25 protein-coding genes and 1 pseudogene are annotated in these 23,634 nt (G+C 31.8%); 2 read left to right on the forward strand and 24 right to left on the reverse strand.

The window, feature by feature from the left end; translation table 11 throughout:
• Positions 1 to 41: 41 nt before the first annotated feature.
• From MY490_RS11925 to MY490_RS11970, 10 genes and pseudogenes are all read right to left on the reverse strand, one after another.
• Entirely contained in the window at positions 42 to 482 is a 441-nt protein-coding gene (locus tag MY490_RS11925; protein ID WP_248265914.1) for a YaiI/YqxD family protein, read from the reverse strand.
• Entirely contained in the window at positions 466 to 1,182 is a 717-nt protein-coding gene (locus tag MY490_RS11930; RefSeq protein ID WP_248265915.1) for a pseudouridine synthase, read from the reverse strand. Before MY490_RS11930 ends, MY490_RS11925 begins: the two co-directional genes overlap by 17 nt.
• Before the next feature lie 72 nt (positions 1,183 to 1,254).
• On the reverse strand, positions 1,255 to 1,770 hold the full coding sequence (locus tag MY490_RS11935; protein WP_248265916.1) for an ankyrin repeat domain-containing protein: 516 nt from the start codon (positions 1,768 to 1,770) through the stop codon (positions 1,255 to 1,257).
• 2 nt (positions 1,771 to 1,772) lie between these two features.
• The gene (locus MY490_RS11940; RefSeq protein ID WP_248265917.1) at positions 1,773 to 2,717 is read right to left on the reverse strand and encodes a 5-oxoprolinase subunit C family protein; all 945 of its coding nucleotides are present in this window, start codon (positions 2,715 to 2,717) and stop codon (positions 1,773 to 1,775) included.
• Between the two features lie 4 nt (positions 2,718 to 2,721).
• Entirely contained in the window at positions 2,722 to 3,480 is a 759-nt protein-coding gene (locus MY490_RS11945) for a 5-oxoprolinase subunit PxpA (protein WP_248265918.1), read from the reverse strand.
• Entirely contained in the window at positions 3,467 to 4,210 is a 744-nt protein-coding gene (gene pxpB, locus MY490_RS11950; RefSeq protein ID WP_248265919.1) for a 5-oxoprolinase subunit PxpB, read from the reverse strand. The genes MY490_RS11945 and pxpB overlap by 14 nt, the downstream gene beginning before the upstream one ends.
• Positions 4,203 to 4,820, reverse strand: coding sequence for a pyroglutamyl-peptidase I (locus MY490_RS11955; RefSeq protein WP_348983764.1), 618 nt, complete (start codon positions 4,818 to 4,820; stop codon positions 4,203 to 4,205). Before MY490_RS11955 ends, pxpB begins: the two co-directional genes overlap by 8 nt.
• A gap of 271 nt (positions 4,821 to 5,091) precedes the next feature.
• Positions 5,092 to 6,051 carry a LacI family DNA-binding transcriptional regulator gene (locus MY490_RS11960; protein ID WP_248265921.1) on the reverse strand — a complete coding sequence of 320 codons (960 nt, stop codon included), beginning with the start codon at positions 6,049 to 6,051 and terminating at the stop codon, positions 5,092 to 5,094.
• A gap of 241 nt (positions 6,052 to 6,292) precedes the next feature.
• Positions 6,293 to 6,859, reverse strand: a pseudogene (locus tag MY490_RS11965) (glucoamylase family protein).
• A gap of 245 nt (positions 6,860 to 7,104) precedes the next feature.
• A complete protein-coding gene (locus tag MY490_RS11970; protein WP_248265922.1) occupies positions 7,105 to 7,926 on the reverse strand; it encodes a protein-glutamine gamma-glutamyltransferase in 822 nt (273 codons plus the stop codon).
• Between the two features lie 794 nt (positions 7,927 to 8,720).
• Between MY490_RS11970 and MY490_RS11975 the strand changes: the two genes are divergently transcribed.
• Positions 8,721 to 8,978 carry a hypothetical protein gene (locus MY490_RS11975; protein ID WP_248265923.1) on the forward strand — a complete coding sequence of 86 codons (258 nt, stop codon included), beginning with the start codon at positions 8,721 to 8,723 and terminating at the stop codon, positions 8,976 to 8,978.
• Positions 8,979 to 9,518: 540 nt separating this feature from the next.
• Here the strand turns inward: MY490_RS11975 and MY490_RS11980 are convergent.
• From MY490_RS11980 to MY490_RS12040, 13 genes are all read right to left on the reverse strand, one after another.
• Entirely contained in the window at positions 9,519 to 10,547 is a 1,029-nt protein-coding gene (locus tag MY490_RS11980; protein WP_248265924.1) for a Gfo/Idh/MocA family protein, read from the reverse strand.
• Positions 10,548 to 10,587: 40 nt separating this feature from the next.
• Positions 10,588 to 11,556: a sugar phosphate isomerase/epimerase family protein gene (locus tag MY490_RS11985; RefSeq protein WP_248265925.1), complete on the reverse strand. Its 969-nt coding sequence runs from the start codon at positions 11,554 to 11,556 to the stop codon at positions 10,588 to 10,590.
• A 24-nt stretch (positions 11,557 to 11,580) separates the two neighbouring features.
• Positions 11,581 to 12,297 carry a ThuA domain-containing protein gene (locus MY490_RS11990; RefSeq protein ID WP_248265926.1) on the reverse strand — a complete coding sequence of 239 codons (717 nt, stop codon included), beginning with the start codon at positions 12,295 to 12,297 and terminating at the stop codon, positions 11,581 to 11,583.
• Between the two features lie 43 nt (positions 12,298 to 12,340).
• The gene (locus tag MY490_RS11995; RefSeq protein ID WP_248265927.1) at positions 12,341 to 13,087 is read right to left on the reverse strand and encodes a sugar phosphate isomerase/epimerase family protein; all 747 of its coding nucleotides are present in this window, start codon (positions 13,085 to 13,087) and stop codon (positions 12,341 to 12,343) included.
• A gap of 21 nt (positions 13,088 to 13,108) precedes the next feature.
• Positions 13,109 to 14,185: a Gfo/Idh/MocA family protein gene (locus MY490_RS12000; RefSeq protein WP_248265928.1), complete on the reverse strand. Its 1,077-nt coding sequence runs from the start codon at positions 14,183 to 14,185 to the stop codon at positions 13,109 to 13,111.
• Between the two features lie 76 nt (positions 14,186 to 14,261).
• Positions 14,262 to 15,125 (reverse strand): AraC family transcriptional regulator, encoded by an 864-nt coding sequence (locus MY490_RS12005; RefSeq protein ID WP_248265929.1) that lies wholly within the window; start codon positions 15,123 to 15,125, stop codon positions 14,262 to 14,264.
• 399 nt (positions 15,126 to 15,524) lie between these two features.
• Entirely contained in the window at positions 15,525 to 15,671 is a 147-nt protein-coding gene (locus tag MY490_RS12010; protein WP_248265930.1) for a DnaJ family domain-containing protein, read from the reverse strand.
• 232 nt (positions 15,672 to 15,903) lie between these two features.
• Complete coding sequence (locus MY490_RS12015) at positions 15,904 to 16,587, reverse strand: hypothetical protein (protein ID WP_248265931.1); 684 nt, start codon at positions 16,585 to 16,587, stop codon at positions 15,904 to 15,906.
• A gap of 424 nt (positions 16,588 to 17,011) precedes the next feature.
• Positions 17,012 to 17,500: an AraC family transcriptional regulator gene (locus tag MY490_RS12020; RefSeq protein WP_248265932.1), complete on the reverse strand. Its 489-nt coding sequence runs from the start codon at positions 17,498 to 17,500 to the stop codon at positions 17,012 to 17,014.
• 206 nt (positions 17,501 to 17,706) lie between these two features.
• Entirely contained in the window at positions 17,707 to 18,180 is a 474-nt protein-coding gene (locus tag MY490_RS12025) for a DinB family protein (protein ID WP_248265933.1), read from the reverse strand.
• Positions 18,181 to 18,414: 234 nt separating this feature from the next.
• Positions 18,415 to 19,470, reverse strand: coding sequence for a peptide ABC transporter permease (locus MY490_RS12030; RefSeq protein ID WP_248265934.1), 1,056 nt, complete (start codon positions 19,468 to 19,470; stop codon positions 18,415 to 18,417).
• Positions 19,467 to 20,348 carry an ABC transporter permease subunit gene (locus tag MY490_RS12035; RefSeq protein WP_248265935.1) on the reverse strand — a complete coding sequence of 294 codons (882 nt, stop codon included), beginning with the start codon at positions 20,346 to 20,348 and terminating at the stop codon, positions 19,467 to 19,469. The genes MY490_RS12030 and MY490_RS12035 overlap by 4 nt, the downstream gene beginning before the upstream one ends.
• Positions 20,349 to 20,380: 32 nt before the next feature.
• Positions 20,381 to 20,902: a hypothetical protein gene (locus tag MY490_RS12040; RefSeq protein ID WP_248265936.1), complete on the reverse strand. Its 522-nt coding sequence runs from the start codon at positions 20,900 to 20,902 to the stop codon at positions 20,381 to 20,383.
• Positions 20,903 to 21,122: 220 nt separating this feature from the next.
• On the opposite strand from MY490_RS12040, the gene pepF reads away from it, so the two are divergent.
• Positions 21,123 to 22,934, forward strand: a complete 1,812-nt coding sequence (gene pepF / locus MY490_RS12045) for an oligoendopeptidase F (protein ID WP_248265937.1) — start codon at positions 21,123 to 21,125, stop codon at positions 22,932 to 22,934.
• Positions 22,935 to 22,982: 48 nt separating this feature from the next.
• On the opposite strand, the gene MY490_RS12050 is transcribed toward pepF, so the two are convergent.
• Complete coding sequence (locus tag MY490_RS12050) at positions 22,983 to 23,630, reverse strand: nitroreductase family protein (protein WP_248265938.1); 648 nt, start codon at positions 23,628 to 23,630, stop codon at positions 22,983 to 22,985.
• Positions 23,631 to 23,634: the final 4 nt, after the last annotated feature.

Consider the following 23,634-nt stretch of genomic DNA (forward strand, 5'->3'; position numbering starts at 1 on the left):
GCTTGCCTCCTTTTTTAATTTATTTGTACAATTTTATTTTACTATAAAGAAATTGAAGAAAGTAAATTTCTTAATCCATTTTCGAAATTTGTATTATCAAGCTTCTGACGTTTTTTTGGTCCCTTCACTCGTCCACCTGCATTTCGAATTTTCTTTGAAACATATCGAGTATGCAAAAGTGAATCAATATTTTCATTTGTATATAGAAAGCCGTTTTGATTTAATACATAAGCTTGCTTTGCTAAAACCATTGCAGCAAGACCGTAATCTTGAGTAATTACGAGATCTCCATTTACAACTCGATTTACTAAAGCAAAATCGACAGCATCCGCACCTTGTGAAACAACTATTGTTTCAGCGCCCTCTCTTTGCATTATATGAGCAGTATCACATAATAAAAGAACGTTTATCTTAAATTCTGCTGCAATTTTAATTGTTTCTGAAACTACTGGACAGCCATCTGCATCAATTAAAATTTTCATTGGATTCTTCCTCTTTCAATTGTTCTTTTAAAGTAAATAATTCGTTATCTGTTAATTTTCTCCATTTACCTATTTCTAGATTTTCCAAATGGATATTCATAATTCGAATTCTCTTTAATTTAATCACTTTAAATCCAAAACTTTTTGCCATTTTCCGAATTTGACGATTTAAGCCCTGCGTTAAAATAATACGGAATGTAAATTCATCTATTTTTTCAACTTTACATTTTTTAGTTAAAATTGTTCCAATAAGTACCCCATTTGACATGCCATTAATAAAATCTTCATTAACTGGCTGATCAATTGTGACAATATACTCTTTTTCATGTCCATGTTCACTATGTAAAATTTTATGTGCAATAGGTCCGTCATTTGTAAGAATGATTAATCCTTCAGAATCTTTATCTAATCTACCTATTGGAAAAATCCTTTTTGGATAATTGACAAAATCAATTATATTTCCTTCTACAGTTTGTAATCCTGTACAAGTAATCCCTACTGGTTTATTTAAAATGATATAGTCTTTTTCACTCGTTAAGTAAATCACTTCATCTCGTATTTGTACAACATCATTTTCTTCTACTATGCTGTTTTTTTCAGCAATAAGTCCGTTAATTTTAACCTGTCCCGATGCAACCAATCGTTCTGCAGCTCTTCTAGAACAATACCCTGATGCGCTAATATAAACATTAATTCTCAATACTTATTCCTCTTTTACTAGTCTTTCTTTTATCATAACAAAAAGTGCTGTGACATAACAGTCATCACAACACTACGGATTAATCATAAAGTTACTTCTTTTATAAAAATTGATAAACGCTGTATTTCCACGCTCTTCAGCAATATCAATTGGAGTTTTACCAGAATTATTCGTTTTAATTTCAGCACCGTTTTTTAACAAATGTTCGGCAATAGACGTATTTCCTTCAAATGCTGCGATATGTAATGCAGTGTGACCTTCACTGTCGCTTATATTAGGATTTGCTCCATTTGTTAAAAGAAAATCGATCACTTCTATTGACTTAGAACCTGCAATTGCTGCATGAAGCGCTGTGTTTTGTGGGATGAATGAAAGCTTTGAGTGAGAAAGTGCATTAATCTGAGCACCATTTTTAACTAAAGTTTTTACAACTTCATATTGACCGTAATGTGCCGCTATACCAAGTAATGTTAACCCATGTTCATTTTCTTCATGAATCAAATTTGGCTGTTTACTTATTATCTCTAATACAATTTCATTTTCGCCTTTTTCCGTCGCATCAAATAATTTTGCAAGTAAATTTTCCATCGTTATCTCTCCTTATTTCTACATTCAATTTGTAAATAATTCAAAAATAAGTAAAACCTTTTATTTAAAAGTCTAGCCTCGTCTACATCTACTGGTATTAATTGAATTGTATTTCCTTGTTGCATTTGTACAAGTTTCCATAGGTCTGAATAAATTATTGTACCTAATGTTGCATACCCGCCTGTAGTTTGAGAGTCTGCTAGTAGGATAATTGGTTGGCCAGTTGGTAGTACTTGAATCGTTCCAAAAGTAGTGCCTTCTGATAAAATATTTGCATCAAACGGTTCTAAATTAGCATTTTTTGAACTTAAATACATACCCATTCTATTAAATAGACCAATTGTAAGAGGTTCAGATAAAATTTGTGATTTTATCTGGTGAGGTATTTTCTCAAAATGACTACTTTTTATAAAATGAACGAAATTATGCTTAGGATAGATTGGAATATACTCATGTTTTAGTCCATTTTTCACTAGTTTATATGAAGTGCTTGAACCATAAATGATTGTACCTTTTTTACATATTAATCCTAGAGAAGCAGGCTCATATGAGGACTGACTTTCGAAATGACATTCACTTATAATGCCGCCGGGTACTGATACATATGAATAAACACCAGTATTTCCCCCGTTAAAAGCCAAAATCTCTCCTTTTTCTATGTCGATTATTTTATTCATCTCAACTAATTTACCGTTAATTGAAGGTTTCAAATTTCCACCTGTAATGACGATTGAAAATTGATTTAATGCTTTTAGGATTGTACCACCAATCGCAATTTCGATACTAGCTGCATTTAATTTATTTCCTATTAATAGATTTCCAATTTGATAAGCTAACTTGTCCATAGCACCAGAAACAGGTATACCTAAATGTCTAAATCCATTCCTACCATTATCTTGAATTGTAATAGATACACCTTTTTGTAAAACTTCAAAAAACTCTTTCAAAGTATTACGCTCCTATAGACTTAACAAGAATGTTATTATCAGTAAATACTTTACGTAATTCCATCGCTAATTTAATTGAAATGTCAGAATCACTATGTATACAAATGGTATCAGCTTGAATTGGAATATCTTTACCGGAAATTGTCGTAACGGTTTTGGTTTTTACAATTTGAAGTGCCTGATTAATGGCATCTTTTGTATTGTGATAAACCGAGTTTAATTGATTACGAGGTACTAATAAACCATCATCACCATATGCTCGATCTACAAAGACTTCTGAAGAAAAAGGAATATTCATTTCAATCGCTGCTTCTATCAATTTGCTATTTGCTAGTCCATATAAGGTTAGTGAAGTATCGAAGTTTTTCATTGCTTTTGTAATTGCTAAAGCGAGTTTCAAATTTGTAGCCGCCATATTATAAAGTGCACCATGAGGTTTTAAATGACGAAGCTCAACTCGGTTTACTTTGCATACCGAATAAAGTGCACCAATTTGATAGAGAACTAATTTATATATTTCTTCTTCACTGAAATTAATTTCTCTTCTACCAAAACCAAGTAAATCTGGGAAGCTTGGATGCGCTCCAATTGATAAATTATATTGCTTTGCTAATTTTACTGTTTCATAAATTACAAACGGATCTCCCGCATGAAATCCGCAAGCGATATTAGCTGAAGTAATGTGTGGCATAATTTGCTCGTCATTTATTTTGTAATTTCCAAAACTTTCACCTAAATCACAGTTCAAATCAATGTGAATCAATAAAACGCACTTCCTTTTTAATTGAATAGTTGTCCTCTTTCACTAGTTGTTCAATCTGATTAAATCCTTCGATATTAATCTCATAAAATTTTACTAGTTCTCCAGGTTTAAAGTTTTCTGTCCCATTATTTTTCGTTGAAAATATTGAAATTGGAGTACGTCCAATAATATTCCACCCACCTGGAGATTCAAAAGGATAAATCCCTGTTTGAGTTCCAGCAATCCCAACCGAACCCTTTAAAACTGTTTTTGGCTTGCTTAGTCTTGGAGTTGAAAGTTTAGGATTTAACCCGCCAAGATAAGGAAACCCAGGAATAAAACCAATCATATAAATGGGATACATTTTTTCTAGATAAAGTCGAACTACGTCTTCAGTTTCTAGTTTATTATGCTCTGCTACTTTTTGAAGTTCTGTCCCAAAAGTGGAACTAAAACAAATAGGAATTTCATAAATTGTATGCCCTCTGTTAATTTTTGAACGACTATAGCGATTAAAATGACACTTTATTTCTTGGTTTATTTCCGCGTATGAAAAGTTAATCGAATCATAAAAAATCGTAATGGAATGATAAGATGGTACGACTGCTGATATTTTAGTCATTAAATTAGTTTTTAGATAATCTGAGAAAGCATGTACTAGATTATTTGTTTCCATTGAAATTGAATCGCCTAAATAACATACTAAGCCAGAGCAACCTAATGGAAAAATATCCAGTTTAGTGCTAGTCATTTAGACCAATCACTTCAATTGCAAGCTTTATTGCATTCGTCAAATCGGTTTGTGACCAACTTGGCAACTTCTGATCAATTACGGCCATTTCATGTGAAGCTGGAATATGAATAAAGCCACTCGGAATTTGCTTGTTTATTTTTTTTAATTCATTAAGCATTTGATACATAACGTTATTACACAAATAAGTACCTGCAGAATTGGATATTTCAGCTGGAAATTTGTGATTGTTTAATTCATTAACAATTGTTTGAATTGGAAGTGTTGTAAATAGTCCATCTGGGCCTTCTGGATCAATTTTAACCCCTGCATATTTATTCCCTTTATTATCCGCTGCACCATCATTGCAATTTATGGCGATCCGTTCTGGCGTTATTTTAAATCTACCACCTGCTAATCCTAATGATATAACCGCTGATGGGTTATACGTATGAAACAATTTTAATAACTCATTACCCGCTGCTCTGAAATCAACAGGTAAAACTGCCCCGATAATTTGAAACCCTCCAACCTCTTGATTATTTAGCTCTTTCACAATTTCTTCTGTAGGATTAATTGAAAAGTTCAGAAAAGGTTCAAAACCTGTTAATAATAATGTGTTCAAAAGCACTCAGTCCTTTGGTAGAATTTATATAATTCACTATTTCGACAAAGTCAGTTTAATTTCCTGTACATATTAATATTAGAGGTTGAATTCCAAGGTATGTTTCTTTTAAAATCGTTCAGTCTTGACTATTAAAAACTGTTTTTTTCGTTTTAAACATCTCATTCCGGTATGTGAAATTTCCGATATTAGACAAAAAAAGAAACACAAACCTCTCTTATTAAGAGAAATTTAAGTCTCTTTAAGAAAAACTTAAGTTTCTGATATAATTTTCTACTTAAGAAGAGCCACCAACAGTTAATGAAACTTCAATTTTCTTATTCTCAACAATTTCGTTAGATATGAGTTTCAATAAATTTTTAGCCGCTAATGAACCCCAATCAAATGTAGAATAAGAGACTGTACTTAATCTTGGTGTTACATATTGTGATAATTCAATATTATCGAAGCCTACAATATAAACATCTTTACCTACTTTGTATTCTGTATCTTGTAGATAGTTATAGATTCCAATTGCCATTTCATCATTAAAACAGAAAATTGCAGCTGGTTCAGTAGTATAGTTTGAAAAGATTTGTTTTGCTGCTAACTCTCCTGAATCTTTCATGAAATTTCCACTGATTTCAATCAAATCAATTTTAGGATAATTTGCTAATTCTTCTCTAACACCTTCCATACGTTTACTTGAATCGTATGATCCTTCTGGCCCTGTTACTACATATACTTTTTTGACATCATTTTTAAGAAGTTCTTTAATCGCTAACTTAGCTCCGCCATTATTATCTAATAGAACTCCTTTAATATTGTTGTGCTGTAATTCTCGATCCATCACTACCATTTTATAATTTTTTTCAGCATAATCTAAAAGTTCTTCATCTGAAAAAGCCTGATCTAAAATGATTCCACCATCAATTACTTTTTCTAATAAAAGTCGATGCGATTGCACACCAGAACAAGCAATTAATTCATAACCTTTGTCGTTTAAAACTTGTCTCATTCCTCTTAAAAGTGGTCCGTAAAAATAACCACCATAATCAGCTAAGAATACCCCAATAATTTTCGTTTCTTTAACCTTTAACATTCTTGCCGCTGCATTAGGAACATAACCTAATCTATTGGCAATCTTCAAGATTCTGCTTCGAGTTTCTTCTGTTACTTTTGGGCTACCATTCAATGCATATGACACTGTTGAAATGGAAACTCCAGCTTCTTTGGCAATATCTTTTATGCCCGCCATCCCATATCCTCCATTCTATGTAAACTAAAAAACTAATTTTTTCTATTTTTTACTTTTATTACGTTTAGATTAAATATAGATGAAATATAATACATATTTTAATTTTATCAAAATTAAGTAAAATTTTCCTACATTTTTTCCAACCTTTATACCTAAATGGGAAAAGTTATATTTTTATTTAAAAAGTGAGCACTGAAGTATTTTGAACTTCCATTGCCCACTTTTACATCTCACATAAAGTTTAAGAAGTAATTAGGTTATTGCGTTTCCAACCTAATATTTTAGCTCCGTTCTTTACGTAATCGCTTTTCATGTATAAATCCCAAATTAATCCTGTTTCATAGTTTTCAATTATCAGCAATGTTGCACCTTTATCAATTCCAATTACTCGATCTGACACCCAGTTAGATGCAACGTCACGATTATATGAATCTAGGAAACCATATTTACTCAATAATTAAGGTACATTTTCATAGAAATAATTTAATGCATCAATTGATTCCTTTGGAGTAAAGACAATTGAACCAGCTGCTGCTGCGGGTGCAATCGTGCCATTATTAATATACTGATTACAATTTGGATGAAACGGTCCAGCCCCATATGCTTTATATTCGTGTGGTCCATCGCATGCAGTTAATCCCCATGCGTGTTCACTTTCTGCAAAAGTTTTAAAGCCCTGTGCATTATCATTACAATACTTCTTAGCGGCTAATGAAGCTTTAACGGAGTTTTCGTGCCAATTAATTCCATCTTCATCAACAATATTTTCAAAATTAAACCATGCATGTGAAAATTGGTGAGTAAACAGCGCCCCTCCCGGTGAATGATAAAATTCATACTCACTTTATTTTACATACTTGGACTGATGTGAAGGAGATGCTACCTGAACTACAAAGTTATGGAATCAAGTTTTATTTAAAATAGATTAAGTAGCAATAAGAATATTGGGACTTAAATTAATGGAAATATAATAAAAATAGTGAGGTTTAGGCAAAAAAATCAGCCAAGACCTCACTTTGATTTTGTTTAAGTATTAACTAAAAATATTGAATATCACATAAAGAAATTTAACAAATAGAGATAAAAATCAAATGATATCGAACTTTGGTTATGATGTAAGACTATATTCTTATTTTTATTAATTGAATAGTCTCGTTGCCAACTCGATAATTCCGCCAAATGTTTAAAATTCGGTCTAGTAACTGAATTAGTCAAGTAGGCAGAGCGATATGCTCCTGGCCATCTCATGTTATTTAGTGAAAAAATCATTTGCTCGGCTGTCATTATTCCTAATCCATGTCCAAAAAACGTACCATCTCCTAGAACAACCGCATTTTCTCCTCTCCACTCAGGGGTTAGTGGATTAAATTCTGGATTATTAAAATATACAATATCTCCAGGTAAAATTCGATCAGAATACTGTGCACCTATTCCTAAGTCAGGATCAGTATGCCAGCCGTATAAATAGATGTTTTGAAAAATTTGATTAAATAAGTCTTCACCTATTAGATTTAAAACTGCATGATAATAAATAATGACCATTGCCGTTGCACATTCAAACGCATAAAATGAACTATTAAAGTATATATCTTTAATTGCATCAGAAGGTTTTACACCTTGCCTTAATAGGAATCCTCCTGTTCTCATTAATTGCCAATACATTGGATTACATCGCGATTTTGCAAATACGGCAAAGCTCAATTTATTTTGAAACATAGCCCTCGCACTTAAAGTGATATTATTTCGCAACATACTTTCAAACTCATCAATGGATCGAAATGCATGAACAGTAGGATCTTCAATTTTCATTCTTAGAACACAGTCAGACGCCCCTGTGTCATTTTGTTGAACTGGCATCTCCGAAAAATGATTCATAATATACCTCTTTTCAGCATCAAGTAATACTTTCCATCTATACCCATCATATTCAAAGATCGCTTTAAAGTGTATATTCGACGAAGAACCTTTCTCAGTGGTTCTTTTTTTGTTTTACACAAATTTGAAGATGTAAAGGAAATTTAGCCATAAAGATTCTTCAACTACAATAGTTAGATATTTTAAAATTCTCATTGTTAATCATAAATAAATAGGTACTTTGAAGTAATATAAGCACAAAAAGTACCGTATTTACCCATAATATTGGTAAAGCATAATATATCTAACTTAATTTATATTGCTAAATTTAATTTTAGCTTGCAGTAAAAGTAAGTTTATGAAATTACGTACTATTTACCCCTTTTGTAAGAAGCACCAATTAGCAAATGGTAATAATACGCGAAGAGATATTATATTAAGATAACTCTATAATTATTATTTTTGATAAAAGAAATTGAAAAAAAATGAAAGTACAAAAACTTGCGATTGACGTATACCATTGAGATGAAGCTAATGTAAATGCTTATTTTTCTCAGATGATAAAGGAACCTTTATTGTAGACTTCACAAGAACAGCGTGGAGGCACGAAAAGTTGCGGCACTTGGCACTATCAACGGGTTCAATACCAAAGACAATGCTAATTACATACAGACATCCGGATCATTATCACGGTATGGGCGCAATGTTGCAGGAATTTCCCCATCTTAAAATTGTCTTTGCTTCACAGAAAGTAAAAGATGCTATCATCAATTTTACAGAATGGATTCTGTTAATTACTTGAAGGTGAACCAAACATGAAACCTAAATCCGAAAAATATTCAGATGGTTTTGATTATAAGATGCGATTGGAAGTATTAGAAACAAACGAAATTTTCCTTCCAGGAGGAAGTGTACTTGAAGTCAAAACGGATTATCCACCAACTGAGAGATTGGTAGCATATGTATGTGTAACTGTCCAACTACTTACCATGTATTTTTCAATTGAGCATTTGCAGGTTGAAGCGTATCATCCCAATCACCATCTCATACGAAGAAAGATAGGTATCATGTAATAAATTATCATTTATATAATTAATTTCCTTTTTGCATGTTCTAGTAAGCTTGATTTTATTGTAGTTAATTTAAGTGTACTATATTCGGTAAATGAAATTTCTTCTGCTAATATACTAATATCCCTTGTTGCTAAAAGATACTCACTTAAAGCTTCATTGCCAAAAAATTACATCTCTGTGGCTTTCACCAGCTTAAATACAAAATATTTATCAAACATAAACCTTTATGGCCAATTACCATAGTCTGCATATTGATGAGTGAAAACAGTAAGATACTGACTTACATATGCTTCATTTAATTGAATCACGAATTAGCCCATTAAAATGCTATAAAAATACTTGTCGAAACGTTTCACCTGATTATATTTAAAATTATATGCGTTTTCATGAGTAGGGTCAATCAATTTTAACGAATAAAAAATAGTAAAATTAAAAACTTTCAATATAACGTGATGCCTTTTGAAATAAAAAAAAGCAAACAACATGAACGAAACAGTCCACATCATTTGCTTTTTCTCAATTTTTGGGAATTTTAATAAATTAAAAATAAATCCTCTCTTTTTTCTTACCTGATTCATAGATTGCACAAATCATTTTTTGAGTTTTCATCGCTTCTTCACCAGTAATTTGTAACTGAGAATGATCATTTAATGATTCATAAAAATTATTAATCTGTTTTACATGACTAACGCCCCAATATCCTTTTGCACCATTGCCGTAATCAAAGGTTTCATTAGGATTGTGATCTGCAACGAACTCTCGGCCATCTTTCAAAGAGACGACTCCACGGTCAGCAATCATTTTAGCAAGCCCGTTTTCACAATGTAGCTCAATCGTAACTGGTGCATCATAAGAATAATAGTTTATAGTATGAAAGGCAGTAACTACACCACTTCTATACTTAATAACACCTTCTGCACAATCTTCAACTTCAATCATTTCATGTGCTCTATTACTAATTGTCGCGTCAACATATTCAATCTCATCATCAACGAACCATCGCATTAAATCCATCGTATGAATAGCTTGGTCAATGACTACTCCGCCACCTTCTTTTTCCCAAGTCCCTTTCCAATCACTAGTCAAATAGTACTCGTCTGAACGGTCCCATGTTACTGATAGTTTTCCAGATTTTATTTTACCTAAAGTACCATTTTGTAACATTTCTTTAATCAGAATTGATCCTGGATTATACCTATTTTGAAAAATGACCCCTAATGTTACTCCATTATTTTTTGCTGTTTCTACCATTTCTTTTGCATCAGAAAAATGAATAGACATTGGCTTTTCAGTAAGAACATGGATTTTTCGCTTTGCGGCCTCAATTGCAACCGGTGCATGTAAATAATGCGGTAAGCAAATATGGATCACATCTAAAATTTCTTTCTCAAAAAGCTCCAGATAATTTGTATAGTAAGTACATTTGAATTGTTCTGCTTTCTCTTTTGCTCGCTCTTCCTTAATATCACAAACAGCTACTAATTCTACATTTTCTCTTATGAAAGCAGGTTGTGCATGCATTAAAAAAATATTTCCACAACCAATAATCGCAACTCGTAATTTTTCCATTTTTTCACCAACTTTTTTTGGAATGGTTACCGATCTTTTATCAAGTCCACCATATTTGTGATGGATCTTCATTTATTAATACGGACTGTAAGTTTTTAACGGCACGTGAAAAACCTTCATCAATCGACATGATTGGGTCCTCGTGTTCAATACTCACTACATAGTCATATCCAAAAGTACGTAGTGCACTCATCATATCGGACCAATCTTTCAAACTGTGTCCACAGCCTACCGATCGGAATGTCCAAGCTCTAGTTTGAACTTCACCATATGGTTGCATATCAGTTAAACCATACATATTTACGTTATCTTGATCGATATAAGTATCTTTTGCATGGAAATGGTGAATCGCATTTTCTTTTCCAAGTATTTTAATCGCTGCTACAGGATCAATCCCTTGCCACCAAAGATGACTAGGATCCAAATTAGCTCCAATTGAATCACTAGTTTCTTTTCGTAGCTTTAATAATGAATATGGAGTATGAACTAAAAAACCTCCATGTAGTTCTAGCCCAATTTTTACTTGATGCTCCTTTGCAAATCTGCCCATTTCTTTCCAATAAGGAATTAGTTTTTCTTCCCATTGCCACTTTAGTACATCTCTATACTCATTTGGCCAAGCAGTTACTGGCCAACTCGGAAACTTTGCTTCTTCATGGTCACCACTAGTGCCTGAAAAGCAATTTACAACTGGTACCCTTAATAGCGAAGCCAATTTAATCGTTTTAGAGAGTACATCATGGGATTCCTTCGCAAACTCTTTATCAGGTGATAAAGGATTTCCATGACAACTAAAAGCGCTAATCGTTAATCCACGTTTTTCAACTTTTTCAATATACTCTCTTCTGAGTTGCTCACTTTCTAATAATTCATTTAAAGGACAATGGGCATTCCCAGGGTAGCAACCAGTTCCTATTTCAACAGCCTTTAATCCAGAGTGTGCAACTTTATCAAGCATTTCCTCAAATGATTGATCCGCAAATAATACCGTGAATACTCCTAATTTCATCTTTTTCTCGCTCCAATCTATTATTTACGTTAATGCCTCTAAGGCCTCTTTATTTCCATATGAAGGATAATTTCTTTTCGATTTATTCGCCCAATTTACTGCATTAATGATGATTTTTTGAACATCTTTATGATGATAAGTTGGATAAGTTTCATGACCTGGTCTGAAATAAAAGATTTTCCCACTCCCTCTTTTAAATGTACATCCACTTCTAAATACTTCTCCACCTTTAAACCAGCTTACTAAAACTAGCTCATCTGGGGTTGGAATATCAAAATGTTCTCCATACATTTCTTCTTGGTCAATCTCAATATATTCGCCAATACCATCTACTATTGGATGAGACGGATCAACAACCCAAAGTCTTTCTGTTTCTGCTGCTTCACGCCATTTTAAATCGCAGCTAGTCCCCATTAATTTTTTAAAAATCTTAGAAAAATGTCCAGAATGTAGGACAATTAACCCCATACCTTGCAATACTTTTTCATAAACCTTTTTAACAATATGATCTTCCACATCATGATGAGCAATATGTCCCCACCAAATTAATACATCAGTATTTTCTAGCACTTCATCCGTCAATCCATGCTCAGGTTGATCTAATGTAGCCGTCGAAGTATCATACCCTGCTTCATTTAAGAAAGTAGCAATAGTTGTGTGTATTCCGCTAGGATAGATGCTTTTTACTTCTGGATTAATTTGCTCATGTCGATTTTCATTCCAAATCGTTACTTTTACCATCTGACTCACCCATCTCTATTTTTTTACATAGTTTAATAATTTCTTAAGCATCAGCTAGTATCATTTTTAAGTTATTCAATCCAATTTCGACACTTGCTAATTGTGGTTTAGTAAACGCTTCTTGCTCAACAATTAACCATTCGGCTGAATTTAGTTTTGCTTGTTGTACAATTCCTTTTATATTCATAATTCCATTTCCTACTTCGGTACTTTCCTCCTTGGATGGAGCCATATCCTTCACATGGATTAATGGAGTCCTTCCTTTATACTTACTCATAAATTCAACCGCATCTATACCAGCAAATTCTAACCAGTAAGTATCCAACTCTGCTTTTAAGAGATTAGTTGGGACTGAATTGAATAAAATATCGAGAATATATTCATTTTCTAATGCAACTAATTCATGAGCATGATTGTGATAAACTAAAGATATCCCTGCTTCAGCTAGCTTTTTTCCTGACTGTTGTAAATGTTCTGCAAATTCCTCCCATTCTTTTAAACTAGTAAAATTTGCCCATGGGCACACTACGTATTTGTTTCCTAATTCTTTTTCGAAAGCAATTACGTCATCAATATGATGAATAATTTGTTCTGCACTTACATGGGCTCCTGCTATCTTTAATCCTAGTTTGTTTAAAACAGATTTTATTTCCGAAGCATTTTTACCATAGTATCCCGCGAACTCAATACCGTCATAACCCATTTGCGCTACTTTTTCTAAAGTACCGAAAAAGTCGATTGCTGCGTCCTCTTTTACACTCCATAATTGTAGGGCAATTGGCAGTGTCATATATTCCATCTCCTATACTGATTAGTTAAAATATACCGGTTTCTTTGATTTTGAAGATTCGTAGATTGCCTCTAAAATTTGAGTTACAACTAAAGCTTGCTCAGGTTTAACGGTTGGTTCTGTATCATTAATAATACTGTCAATCCATTGTCTCGCTTCTAATACTTCAGCGGAATCAGTTGCACCCTCGTAAAAATCCACGCCGCCAGTGTTGATATCAATTTTTTTATCGTAAAGTCGCCCGTATGCTTCCCCATTAATTCGGAGGCCATCTCTCATATCTGCACCACCTTCAGTACCACAAAGTGTAGTTTGAGCTTCTCCTATTTCAAGAGTATTTAATGCCCAGCTCGATTCTAGGATAACGGTTGCACCGTTTTCCATCGTAATAAAACCAAATGCAGAGTCTTCCACTTTAAATTCCTTTGGATCCCATGGTCCAAAAGCATTTGCAGCGTTTTCTTTATGTGATAATTCGTGGTAAACGTTTCCAACTACAAATTTAGGTTTATAATTATCCATCAGCCATAATGTTAAATCCAAAGCATGAGTACCAATATCAATTAATGGTCCGCCACCTTGTTCTTCTTCATTTAAAAATACGCCCCATGTAGGTACTGCTCTTCTTCTAATCGCATGAGCTTTTGCAAAGTAAATTTCACCTAGTTCATTATTTTTACAGACTTCGCTTAGATATTGTGAATCGTTTCGAAAACGATTTTGATAGCCAATTGTTAATTTTTTTCCCGTACGTTTAGACGCTTCTACCATCGCTTTTGCTTCTGCTGAAGTTTTTGCCATTGGCTTTTCACACATAACGTGTTTACCTGCTTCTAAAGAATCAATCGTAATAAATGAATGTGATTTATTTGGGGTACAAACGTGAATTACATCTATTGATTCGTCTGCTAATAATTCCTTGTAATCTGTATATGTCTTTGCTTCCTCAACACCAAATTGTGCCTTCGCTTTAATAGCACGTTCTTCGATGATGTCACAAAAAGCTACCATTTCTACATGTTCTAATGCTGCTAAGCTTGGCATATGTTTACCTTTTGCAATTCCACCACAACCGATTATTCCTACTTTTAATTTCATTATGAAAACCTCCGGAAATGTTATTTACATTTCCATTTTATAGAAATAAATCATTAGAGTCTTCCTTACACCTTGCCTAAAACTTCTCATATATTGTCTTTTTTTTATATTGGGTTGGAGATAAACCAACCTCGTTTTTAAATAATCTGTTAAACGTTTTCACATTGATGAATCCAACATTATAAGCAATTTCTGTAATTGGTAAATCTTCATTAAATAAATACCATTGAGCCTTTGTTATTCTATATTGATTTACATAATGACAAAATGTAGAACCAGTGTACTTTTTAAAAAACTTTGCAAAATACGAATTCGTAAAGCCGATAAAATTCGCAACATCATTTAACGTAATATTATTCATATAATTTTCTTCAATATAATGAAATATTTTTTCTAATTTTAAAAGACTAGCCTTCCTATTAGGGTAGTTAAGCTTATTATTTTCTGTATGAGGTAGATCTCGATAGATTAGTAGTAAAATATCATATAATCTAGCTCTAATTGCCAATTCGTAACCTTCTTTTTTTTCAATATATTCACTTTCAAGCTCTTTTAAATAGGTAATCATTTTCTGTTTCACTTCTACATTCCATAAAACACTAGATTTTTGAATACAATTAAACAATTCAATTAGTTCCATATTATTTTTTTTCAAAAACTGTATATCTTCGAAAATAGTAAAATCAAATTGCACGACCAATCTCATACTATTCGGTGAAGATAAAAAATAATGAATGTCACCACTATTAATGATATAAAATTCTCCTTCTTCTAAATGAAGTAACTCATCATTTACACCAATCTTTAAGATCCCTTTTTGTACATAAATGATTTCTACGAGTTTATGCCAATGATGACCAACTAACGTCAATCCATCATTTGAAAATAAACAAAATGGAAAATTCCGATCTAGTCTCCTTACTTCAAGAGTGGCGCTCATTCCTATTCCCCCTGTACAACTATTCTTACTATGTATTTATTTTACATTATCATTAAATATAGATTTTTTCATAGAATTACCATTTTCAAAATTGGAAAATAAAAAGATGTTTATACAGGAATAAAAAAGTATAAACATCTATATTGTTAAATCGTTCATTTTTTCACAAACTTATTTCCAATAAATCAACTGATTCTTAATGTTTTCCTTATTTACATAATTTCTTTGCATTGGAAAAGGACAGCCTAGGTTATATTTCTTTATTTCATCATTTATTTCCGAAATCATTTTAGCTATTTCTTTATTATTTTCATCAGAATTTAATTTCATCAATATCGTTTCAAGCTTTTGAAATATTTTCTTTTGTTGTAATACCCAATCTGGTTTAAAGCCCGACTTCTAAATAACAGTTGTTAATAGATCATCTTTTAGAAGTTCTTTAGGTAATGGTTTACCTAATCCAGGTAAATCATCAAATCCACCTTCTTTTTCATGACGTTTAACAATTTCACTTAGCCAATCTACATATTTCCCATTATTCGTCATCGTTTTGCCCCTTTTTGGTTAGTCTTATATTATTATTATTCGTTCCTTTTTAACTATTTCCTTTCTATATATTATGCAAACGAATGGTTTAAGTACGTTTCTAACTTTATCCAAATTATGAACTGAACTTTTTTTGAATAAACAAAAAGAGAAACTGATCATGCCAGTTCCTCTTAGATTTAATATGTATTTTTTTAACCAAAATTGAGTAGGTACAATACGTTTAATAAATTTACGCTCGATGTCTTTGAATAAATACATTCTCTTTATAATTTTTTAACAAGCCTCTTTCTCTCAAATATTCCTTAAAATACAAGTTCGCTTCTTTTCGCTCATCATAAGGATTCTTAGAAAGTACAAACCCTAACTTATCCTCCTTTTGAAGTTCAACACCTGACATATATAAATGAATTTTATTTTGATGATAAATTTCTTTTAATGGTTCCATGAAATTAATAGCGAAAGCAGAAAGTAATTTAATTTCTGTATTGAAAGTAAACCTTGTAATATAGGATAAATCTACAAAAATTACACCTATAAATCCGGTATTTGAAATTTCAGCCCTAATTGTTTTTTCATTATTTAAGTGACCAATCTCACGAAGATATTCAATAAAATAACGGATACCTTCTACTTTATCGAATGGCTTTTTTGATAAAATTAAGCCAATTTTCTTTTCATTACGTAAATATTCACATGCAATATATGCGGGAATGTTTTGTTTTTGAAATAATGCACATGCAGCTTCTAACAGACCATTTAACACTTCATGTATAATTAAAGGATGCTTCCTAGTGAAATAATATTGATTTTTTTGCAATTCTTCCATATCAATGAAACTTGCTCCGATAAAACCTGTATTGGATATAATAGGTGTTTTTGAATTCCTTTTAGTTGCTCCATTTCTTTTCATCATGCAAGTTCCTTTCCTTCTAAAATCTATGTACAGAACATAAGTTCGCTTTTTATATTTTAATCATACACAATAAATTTTAAAATGTAAATCTTAAAAATGAAAAAAGGATACGAAAATTTTTCGCATCCTTGAAATAACTCTTTTTATGATTGATCACTTAAGAAACAGTTTCTTCCTCAATGTCTACATAGCAATCCATTGTATGTACTTCTTTGTCTTCATGATTTCCAAAGTAAATAGTGAAATTCATTGTCTAACACCCTTTCACAAAGGATATAATTTTAATTTAAATTCTATTTAATTATATTATTATTTCCAAGAAATAACAATACTTACATCATATATGAAAGAAGATGTTAAGGTTAGTAGATAATCATTTTCATTTATTACTAATTTTGTCTAATAATATACGATAAAAACAAAGTTAGTAAGATGTTCGCTTTTTAACTGGCACAAATAAATCAACTTTAGCTTTTCCATCTGGGTCTTCAGCAGGATTATTCATACTAAATTCTAAGTTATAACGGTCGTAATCAGGTTCAAACTCACTAATTGGTAACCATTGTTCATACATAAATTTATAACCACTATTTAACATACTAGGAGAATCATAATATTGATACAAAGCGTATTGCCCACCATTTAATTTCCTAAATTCTATTTTTTCATGTTTTTCCTTCTCAAACCCATCAGGTATTGTTACACATGCATCATGACGACAATTATAACTTTCTACTAAATCTGGATTATCTAAGGAAATTCCTATGAAAGATTGTTGAGGTGGAAAAAGTCCGAAATTTATTGCCCAATTTAATAGCTTATCCCAATGTTCTGCATTTGGTTCAAAATATGATCCATAGCGCCTGAAATACGCAACTTCATATTCAGGTAGTTCTTTAATTAAAATATTCATTTTCTCAGCTCCAAATAGTAATAAAGTCCTCACTTCACTATCTAGTATTAAAACTCATTTTCTAACTAAAATGGCAAAAAGTAAAACAGGAGCCTATAAATCGGCTCCAACACCTTTTCCAACTAAAATTCAATAGTTGAAGAAAAGATTATAAAAGGACTTTCAAATAATATATTCATTTTACATTTAAGCTTACATTTTATTTATCATCGTGATAATAACGATTTATAAAGTTTAATAACACTAAAATGCATACCTTCATGGTATAAAATAAAAGTCAGAAATTGTTTTGGTGTCTCTAATGTCATTCCTGCAGATGTGGTATAAGATGGATCAACTTTTACATCTAATAAGTCTATAAGTGTTTTTTGAATCCGAACTTGCTGTTCATTTAGAAGATCTCCTAACTCCTTTAAAGTGGGTACACGAAATTTGTGGGCATTTAATGGTGTTGTACCGTATTCAAATTGTTCCTTAAAACCTTCAGGTAAATTTTGAGGAAGTCCCAAGTATTGAAAAGCGAATCGTTCCTCTACCACATAGATATGCCCTAAATTCCAACGAATCGAATTTCGGAACCCCTCTGGAATTTGGTCAGCCATTTCTTCTGTCATTCCATCTAGTAGATTTAAGGTTTGATTTCTTACAAAACCTAACTGATTGAATAAAAATTGCTCCATTTCCCTCAACTCCCAATTTTTCAAACTATTTTTTCCGACCCTTACATGTTTTAGTATTGTACAAAAGAAGATATTCAATTGAACATCCGAACCAAAAAGTAAACTTATTTAAATAATCACTCACTGATTACCATAATATGTTAATTCTTACTCTTAATTGAAATACCCTTCTTTTGTCTTTATAAAATAAAAACCTCTATTCTCTATTTAGAACAAAGGTTTTCTCTTACTTTATTATCTAGTTACAAGCTGGTCACTTGATTTAGGTCCGTCCTCTACAATCCTCTTAACTTCATTTAATTTTTCCTTGTTCACAAAATCAAAATCATTTAATCCTTCATATAATTCTTCATTTTTCATAAGTTGCTTCTGTTTATGTCCAGTTTGATTTTCCATTAAACGCTCAATGCCTAACTTAATTAGATTAAAAGCAAATATTGAAACAATAAATGCAATGCTTGGTCCTACTATGACCCATTTGTCGATTGATAGCTCGATATAATTTGCACCAATCATCCCTGACCATTCGTTAGCTTGTGACATCGGTCGATCAACATTGATATCTAGGGAAAGGACTTTAACTCCGCCAATAAAAAGCTTGAAAACTCCTAATTGGGTTAGTAAAAATAATGTTTGAATCGTCTGTTGTACAAATAATAAAAGTATACGGCTTTGTAAATAAGGTATTACATGCTTACGACGGATCCAACCATTTCGTGCACCAATGATTCTTGAACTAGTAATGAAATCATTTTTTAAAAATGCTCTAACTTCTTCACCGATTGAATTCATCAATACTGGTATCGAAATAATGATTAGTAGTGCTATTTGTAGTGCTATCGTTTTTTCTTTTGCTACTTCTGGAACGTCATTTAATCTTTCAAAAAATGGAAATATAATGATAACAGCAGGGACAAAACGAAATGCATTCAAAATTGGTTCAATAATTTTTAATAATCTTTGATTCATGAACCCAAAAAATGAGCCTAAGAAACCGCCTAATATGACTCTCATTAGTCCTACAACAATGGCAATAGATAAAGTGTATTTAGCACCATCAATTACCATCCAAAATACATCTCTTCCAAATCGGTCGACACCAAAAAGATATTTCCAACTTGGAGGATAACCATATGTATCTATTAGTTTACCTTCTGCATTATATAATAAAGCAGGGGCTGATTTAATCGTATCCTTAATAAAGTAAGTATAAATAAAACTAAAGGTGATTAAGCCAAGTATGATAAAACTTCCTATTATAATTGGAAAATACTTTCTAATTTTTATCATATAGCTTGTCCCCCTTTCATTCTATTTACAATTTGTTTAAACAAAATCTCTAGAAAAAAGAACGGGATAAATAGTAAAACTAAAGCCATAAAAAAGATTTCAGGCGAACTACTATTATTAAATAGAAATGAAAAATAGCCCTTCATATTAAAGAACTTTTCTACTATTAATAGATTTGAAATCATCATCCAAAATATTAGCTTACTATTACTTAGTAATGTAATTGTAACATTTCGCAATATATGGCGGATAATTATCCAAGAATTAGAAAGTCCCTTTGCTTTAGCATACTCTACATAGTCCCTAATTTTTTCTTCCTGTATTGCCAGAAATAACATTTGAAAAAGTTGGATCGTGGGAATGATCGATACAAGGATGATCGGTAATGCGTAAGCTTTGGATTCAAAGCCACTTATCGGATCGACAATTTTTACGCCGGTTTTATTAAAAATCCATAAAAATAAAATTTGAAATGCACAAATCATTACTACGTCCGGTATAGATTGTAGGAAAAATAGGGTGCTATTCATTACTTTTCTAAATGATTTTGGACCTATATTTACAATATAAGCAAAAAATAATGCGACGAAAATTGAAAGTAAAAACGCTGAAAAAAGAATGGTAAAAGAATAAACATATGGCTCTAAAAATACAGAAGAAAAAGGAACATATTGAAATTCTTTTAAGTAAACTTCTAAATTATTAAAGTAAAAAAAACTCCAAAAAAATATTTGTAGTTGATTCCAAAACTCAACTAGTCGCTCTCCTTTTGGTAAAAATAGAGTAAAAGAAGTTGCCGTAATTAAACCAATTCCAAATATAGTTAAACAAAACTGAAGAAGATATTTAGAAATAATTCTACTTGTTTGTATCATCATATTCTACACAATCCTGTTTGTCTAATTGTGTATTATTTCCCCTCCTTATTTTGCTTTAACTTTTCTTTGTCAAAAAATATAAAACCTTGATTACTCAATTTACCAAATTTCAAGAACGTCCCATATAACTTAATATATATATATTTTTGGTTATTCCTTTTCCCTACAGTATAACCTTTGGTATTCGATCTAATGTTTTCTCCATATTTACCGAATTTGTCTTGAATTGTTTTTGGTTGCTCTTCAGGCTTAAAAAATAAGAAGCCAGTTAAGTTTTTATTGTTTGAGTCTAATAAAATTTTTTTATTTGCATTGCCATTGTTATCAGTTTTAATAGTAGTTTCATAGACTATTTTCTGTGTATCATCATTTTTAAACAGAATATTAAACTTAGCATTTTTAGGAAGTGATGATTCCACCTTAATTCCAATACTTTTTTGATCAAAACTTCCGTCTGGTTTAATATCCAAATTTTGTGGAGGTTTTTTAATAGTACATGCTGAAAGTGCAACAGTTGCCAAAGTTAGTAAACAGACCATTTTAAATTTTTTCATTCGTTCTTAAAAAACTCCCTTCTATGGAATAAAATTTATTTCCAAAATTATTTCTAAAAGTTAAAATTTTTAACCAAATTCTAATTAATTTTATCAAAATAATGACGGCTTGTGCAGTAAAATTGTTATAATTTTCAATTTTATCGAATAATTTCACCATTTAAAGGTTTATATACAGTATAATAGACTCGTACCAACTACTACTAAAGGAGGCAATTTGATGGAAAAAATGTTAGTAAAACGTTTATCACGTGCTGAGGTTCCAACAGAAATGACATGGAAATTAGAGGATTTATATCCGACTCGTGCAGAGTGGCTAGTTGCTTTAGAACTAATTGAAAATGATTTAGTAGAGGCTAAATCGTTGAAAGGTTCTGTCCTTAAGTCTGCTGAATCTTTAAAAAAAGCATTATTAACTTATGAATCTATTATGCTTCAATTAATTCGTTGTGGTACATATGTAAGCTTACGTCAGTCTGGAGATGGTTCAGATTCCCAAAATCAATCTGATAGTTTACTATTTTCTAGCTTAAGTACGAAAGCAAATACAACTTTAACATTTATTCAGTCAGAGCTTTTACATTTAAATAATGAAATGTTAGAGGCATTTATTAAGGAAGAAAAAGAAATTGTGGTTTTTAAATTATTATTAGAAGAAATTATTGCATCTAAAAAACATCGATTACTACCTGAAACTGAGGAGGCATTAGCTGCACTTGGTGAAGTTACTTCTGCCCCATATCGAATTTACCAAACAAGTAAGGCCGCTGATTTAAAATTCGATTCCTTTGAAGATGAAAATGGAAAAGAATTAGAAAATTCGTTTGCTTTGTTTGAAAACTTATATGAATTCTCTCCAAATCATACAGTGCGTAAACAGGCGTATGAATCTTTTACTAAAACTCTCACCCAATACAAAAATACATATGCTTCAATCTATGCTACTCAAGTAAAAAAAGAAGTCGCATTAAGTAAATTACGTCATTATGATTCAGTTACGCAAATGCTACTTGAAGACCATAAAGTATCTTTAGAAATGTATCATAATCAATTAAATATCATCTTTAAGGAACTGGCTCCACATATGCGTAGACTAGCTAACTTAAAGAAAAAACAACTTGGACTTGAGACGATTCATTTCTATGACTTAAAAGCACCACTAGATCCAAATTTTAACCCAAGCACTACTTATGAAGAAGCAAAAGAAACGATTTTAAAATCACTAGAAATTATGGGACCTGATTATGTTTCTATTATGGAAAAAGCGTTTGATGAACGCTGGATCGATTATTGCGATAATGTTGGTAAATCAACAGGTGCATTTTGCTCTAGTCCATATGGAGTGCATCCATATATTTTAATTAGCTGGCAGGATACGATGAGAAATGCATTTGTACTTACACATGAGCTTGGACATGCTGGTCATTTTTATTATGCAAACAAATATCAACGTGTTGTAAATACTCGTCCATCTATGTATTTCGTAGAAGCACCGTCAACTTTTAACGAGATGTTATTAGGTCAATATTTATTAAAACAAACAAATGATCCAAAAATGAAGCGTTGGGTCATCCTTCAATTACTAGGTACTTATTATCATAATTTTGTAACTCATTTACTTGAAGGTGAATTCCAAAGAAGAGTTTATGAACTTGCTGAAAAAGGAACCCCGCTTACTGCGACAACATTCTGTGAAGTTAAAGCTAATGTTCTGAAAGAATTTTGGGGAGATTCAGTTGAAATTGATGAAGGTGCAAGTTTAACTTGGATGCGCCAGCCTCATTATTATATGGGACTTTATCCATATACTTATTCAGCTGGATTGACTGCATCTACTGCTATTTCAAGAAGAATTGCCTCAGAGGGCCAACCTGTTATTGATGCATGGATTGAAGTATTAAAAACTGGTGGATCGAAAAAACCTGTTGAACTATTAAAAATGGCTGGCGTTGATCTAACAACAAGTGCACCAATCAAAGAAGCTGTTGAGTATGTTGGTTCATTAGTGACTGAATTAGAGTCACTTTTCTAAAAATATCAAAAAACCCACGAGTCATTTCCTCGTGGGTTATTTCTTTTATTAATCAACGTATCGAATTATTTCTGCAACTTCTTTACGTGCAAGTTTTTTTGCTGGTTCAGATGGATATCCAAGTGAAATGACCATGTTAATTTCACGATTTTCTTCGATCTCTAAGTAAGATCGAAGTTTATCTTGAGCTAATAGAACCGGACCTGTCATAGGACATGTTCCTAAGCCTAATGCATGTGCAGCTAACATTAAGTTTTGTGATGCTAGGCAGCTGCTTTTAATTCCTTCTTCTTTCCAAACTTCATCTTCAACAAAGCCAATTGGATCAAAAATTTTTGTTCTGAATTTTGATTCATAAGGTGTTGCTAAACAAATAATTAAAACTGGTGCTTCTCTAAATGCTGTTGCGTAAGGACCAAAAGAACGAACTAATAGTTTCCCTTCCTTTTCTAATCCTTTTTCTTTTGCTTTTTCAGCTACTTCATGTAGAGAATCCCATGTCATCTCTTCAATTTTTTTAATTTTGTCAGTGTTTTTAATAATGATAAACTCCCAAGTTTGTGAGTTTGTATCACTTGGAGCATAACGTGCGCAGTCAATAATTTCTTCAATTATTTCATTTGATACTGCTTGATCAGTAAATTTTCGAATACTTCTTCTTCCGTGAATAATTTCTTTAAACGAATTGTAATCCATGCTT

Source organism: Gottfriedia acidiceleris (assembly GCF_023115465.1).
Taxonomy (GTDB): domain Bacteria; phylum Bacillota; class Bacilli; order Bacillales; family Bacillaceae_G; genus Gottfriedia; species Gottfriedia acidiceleris_B.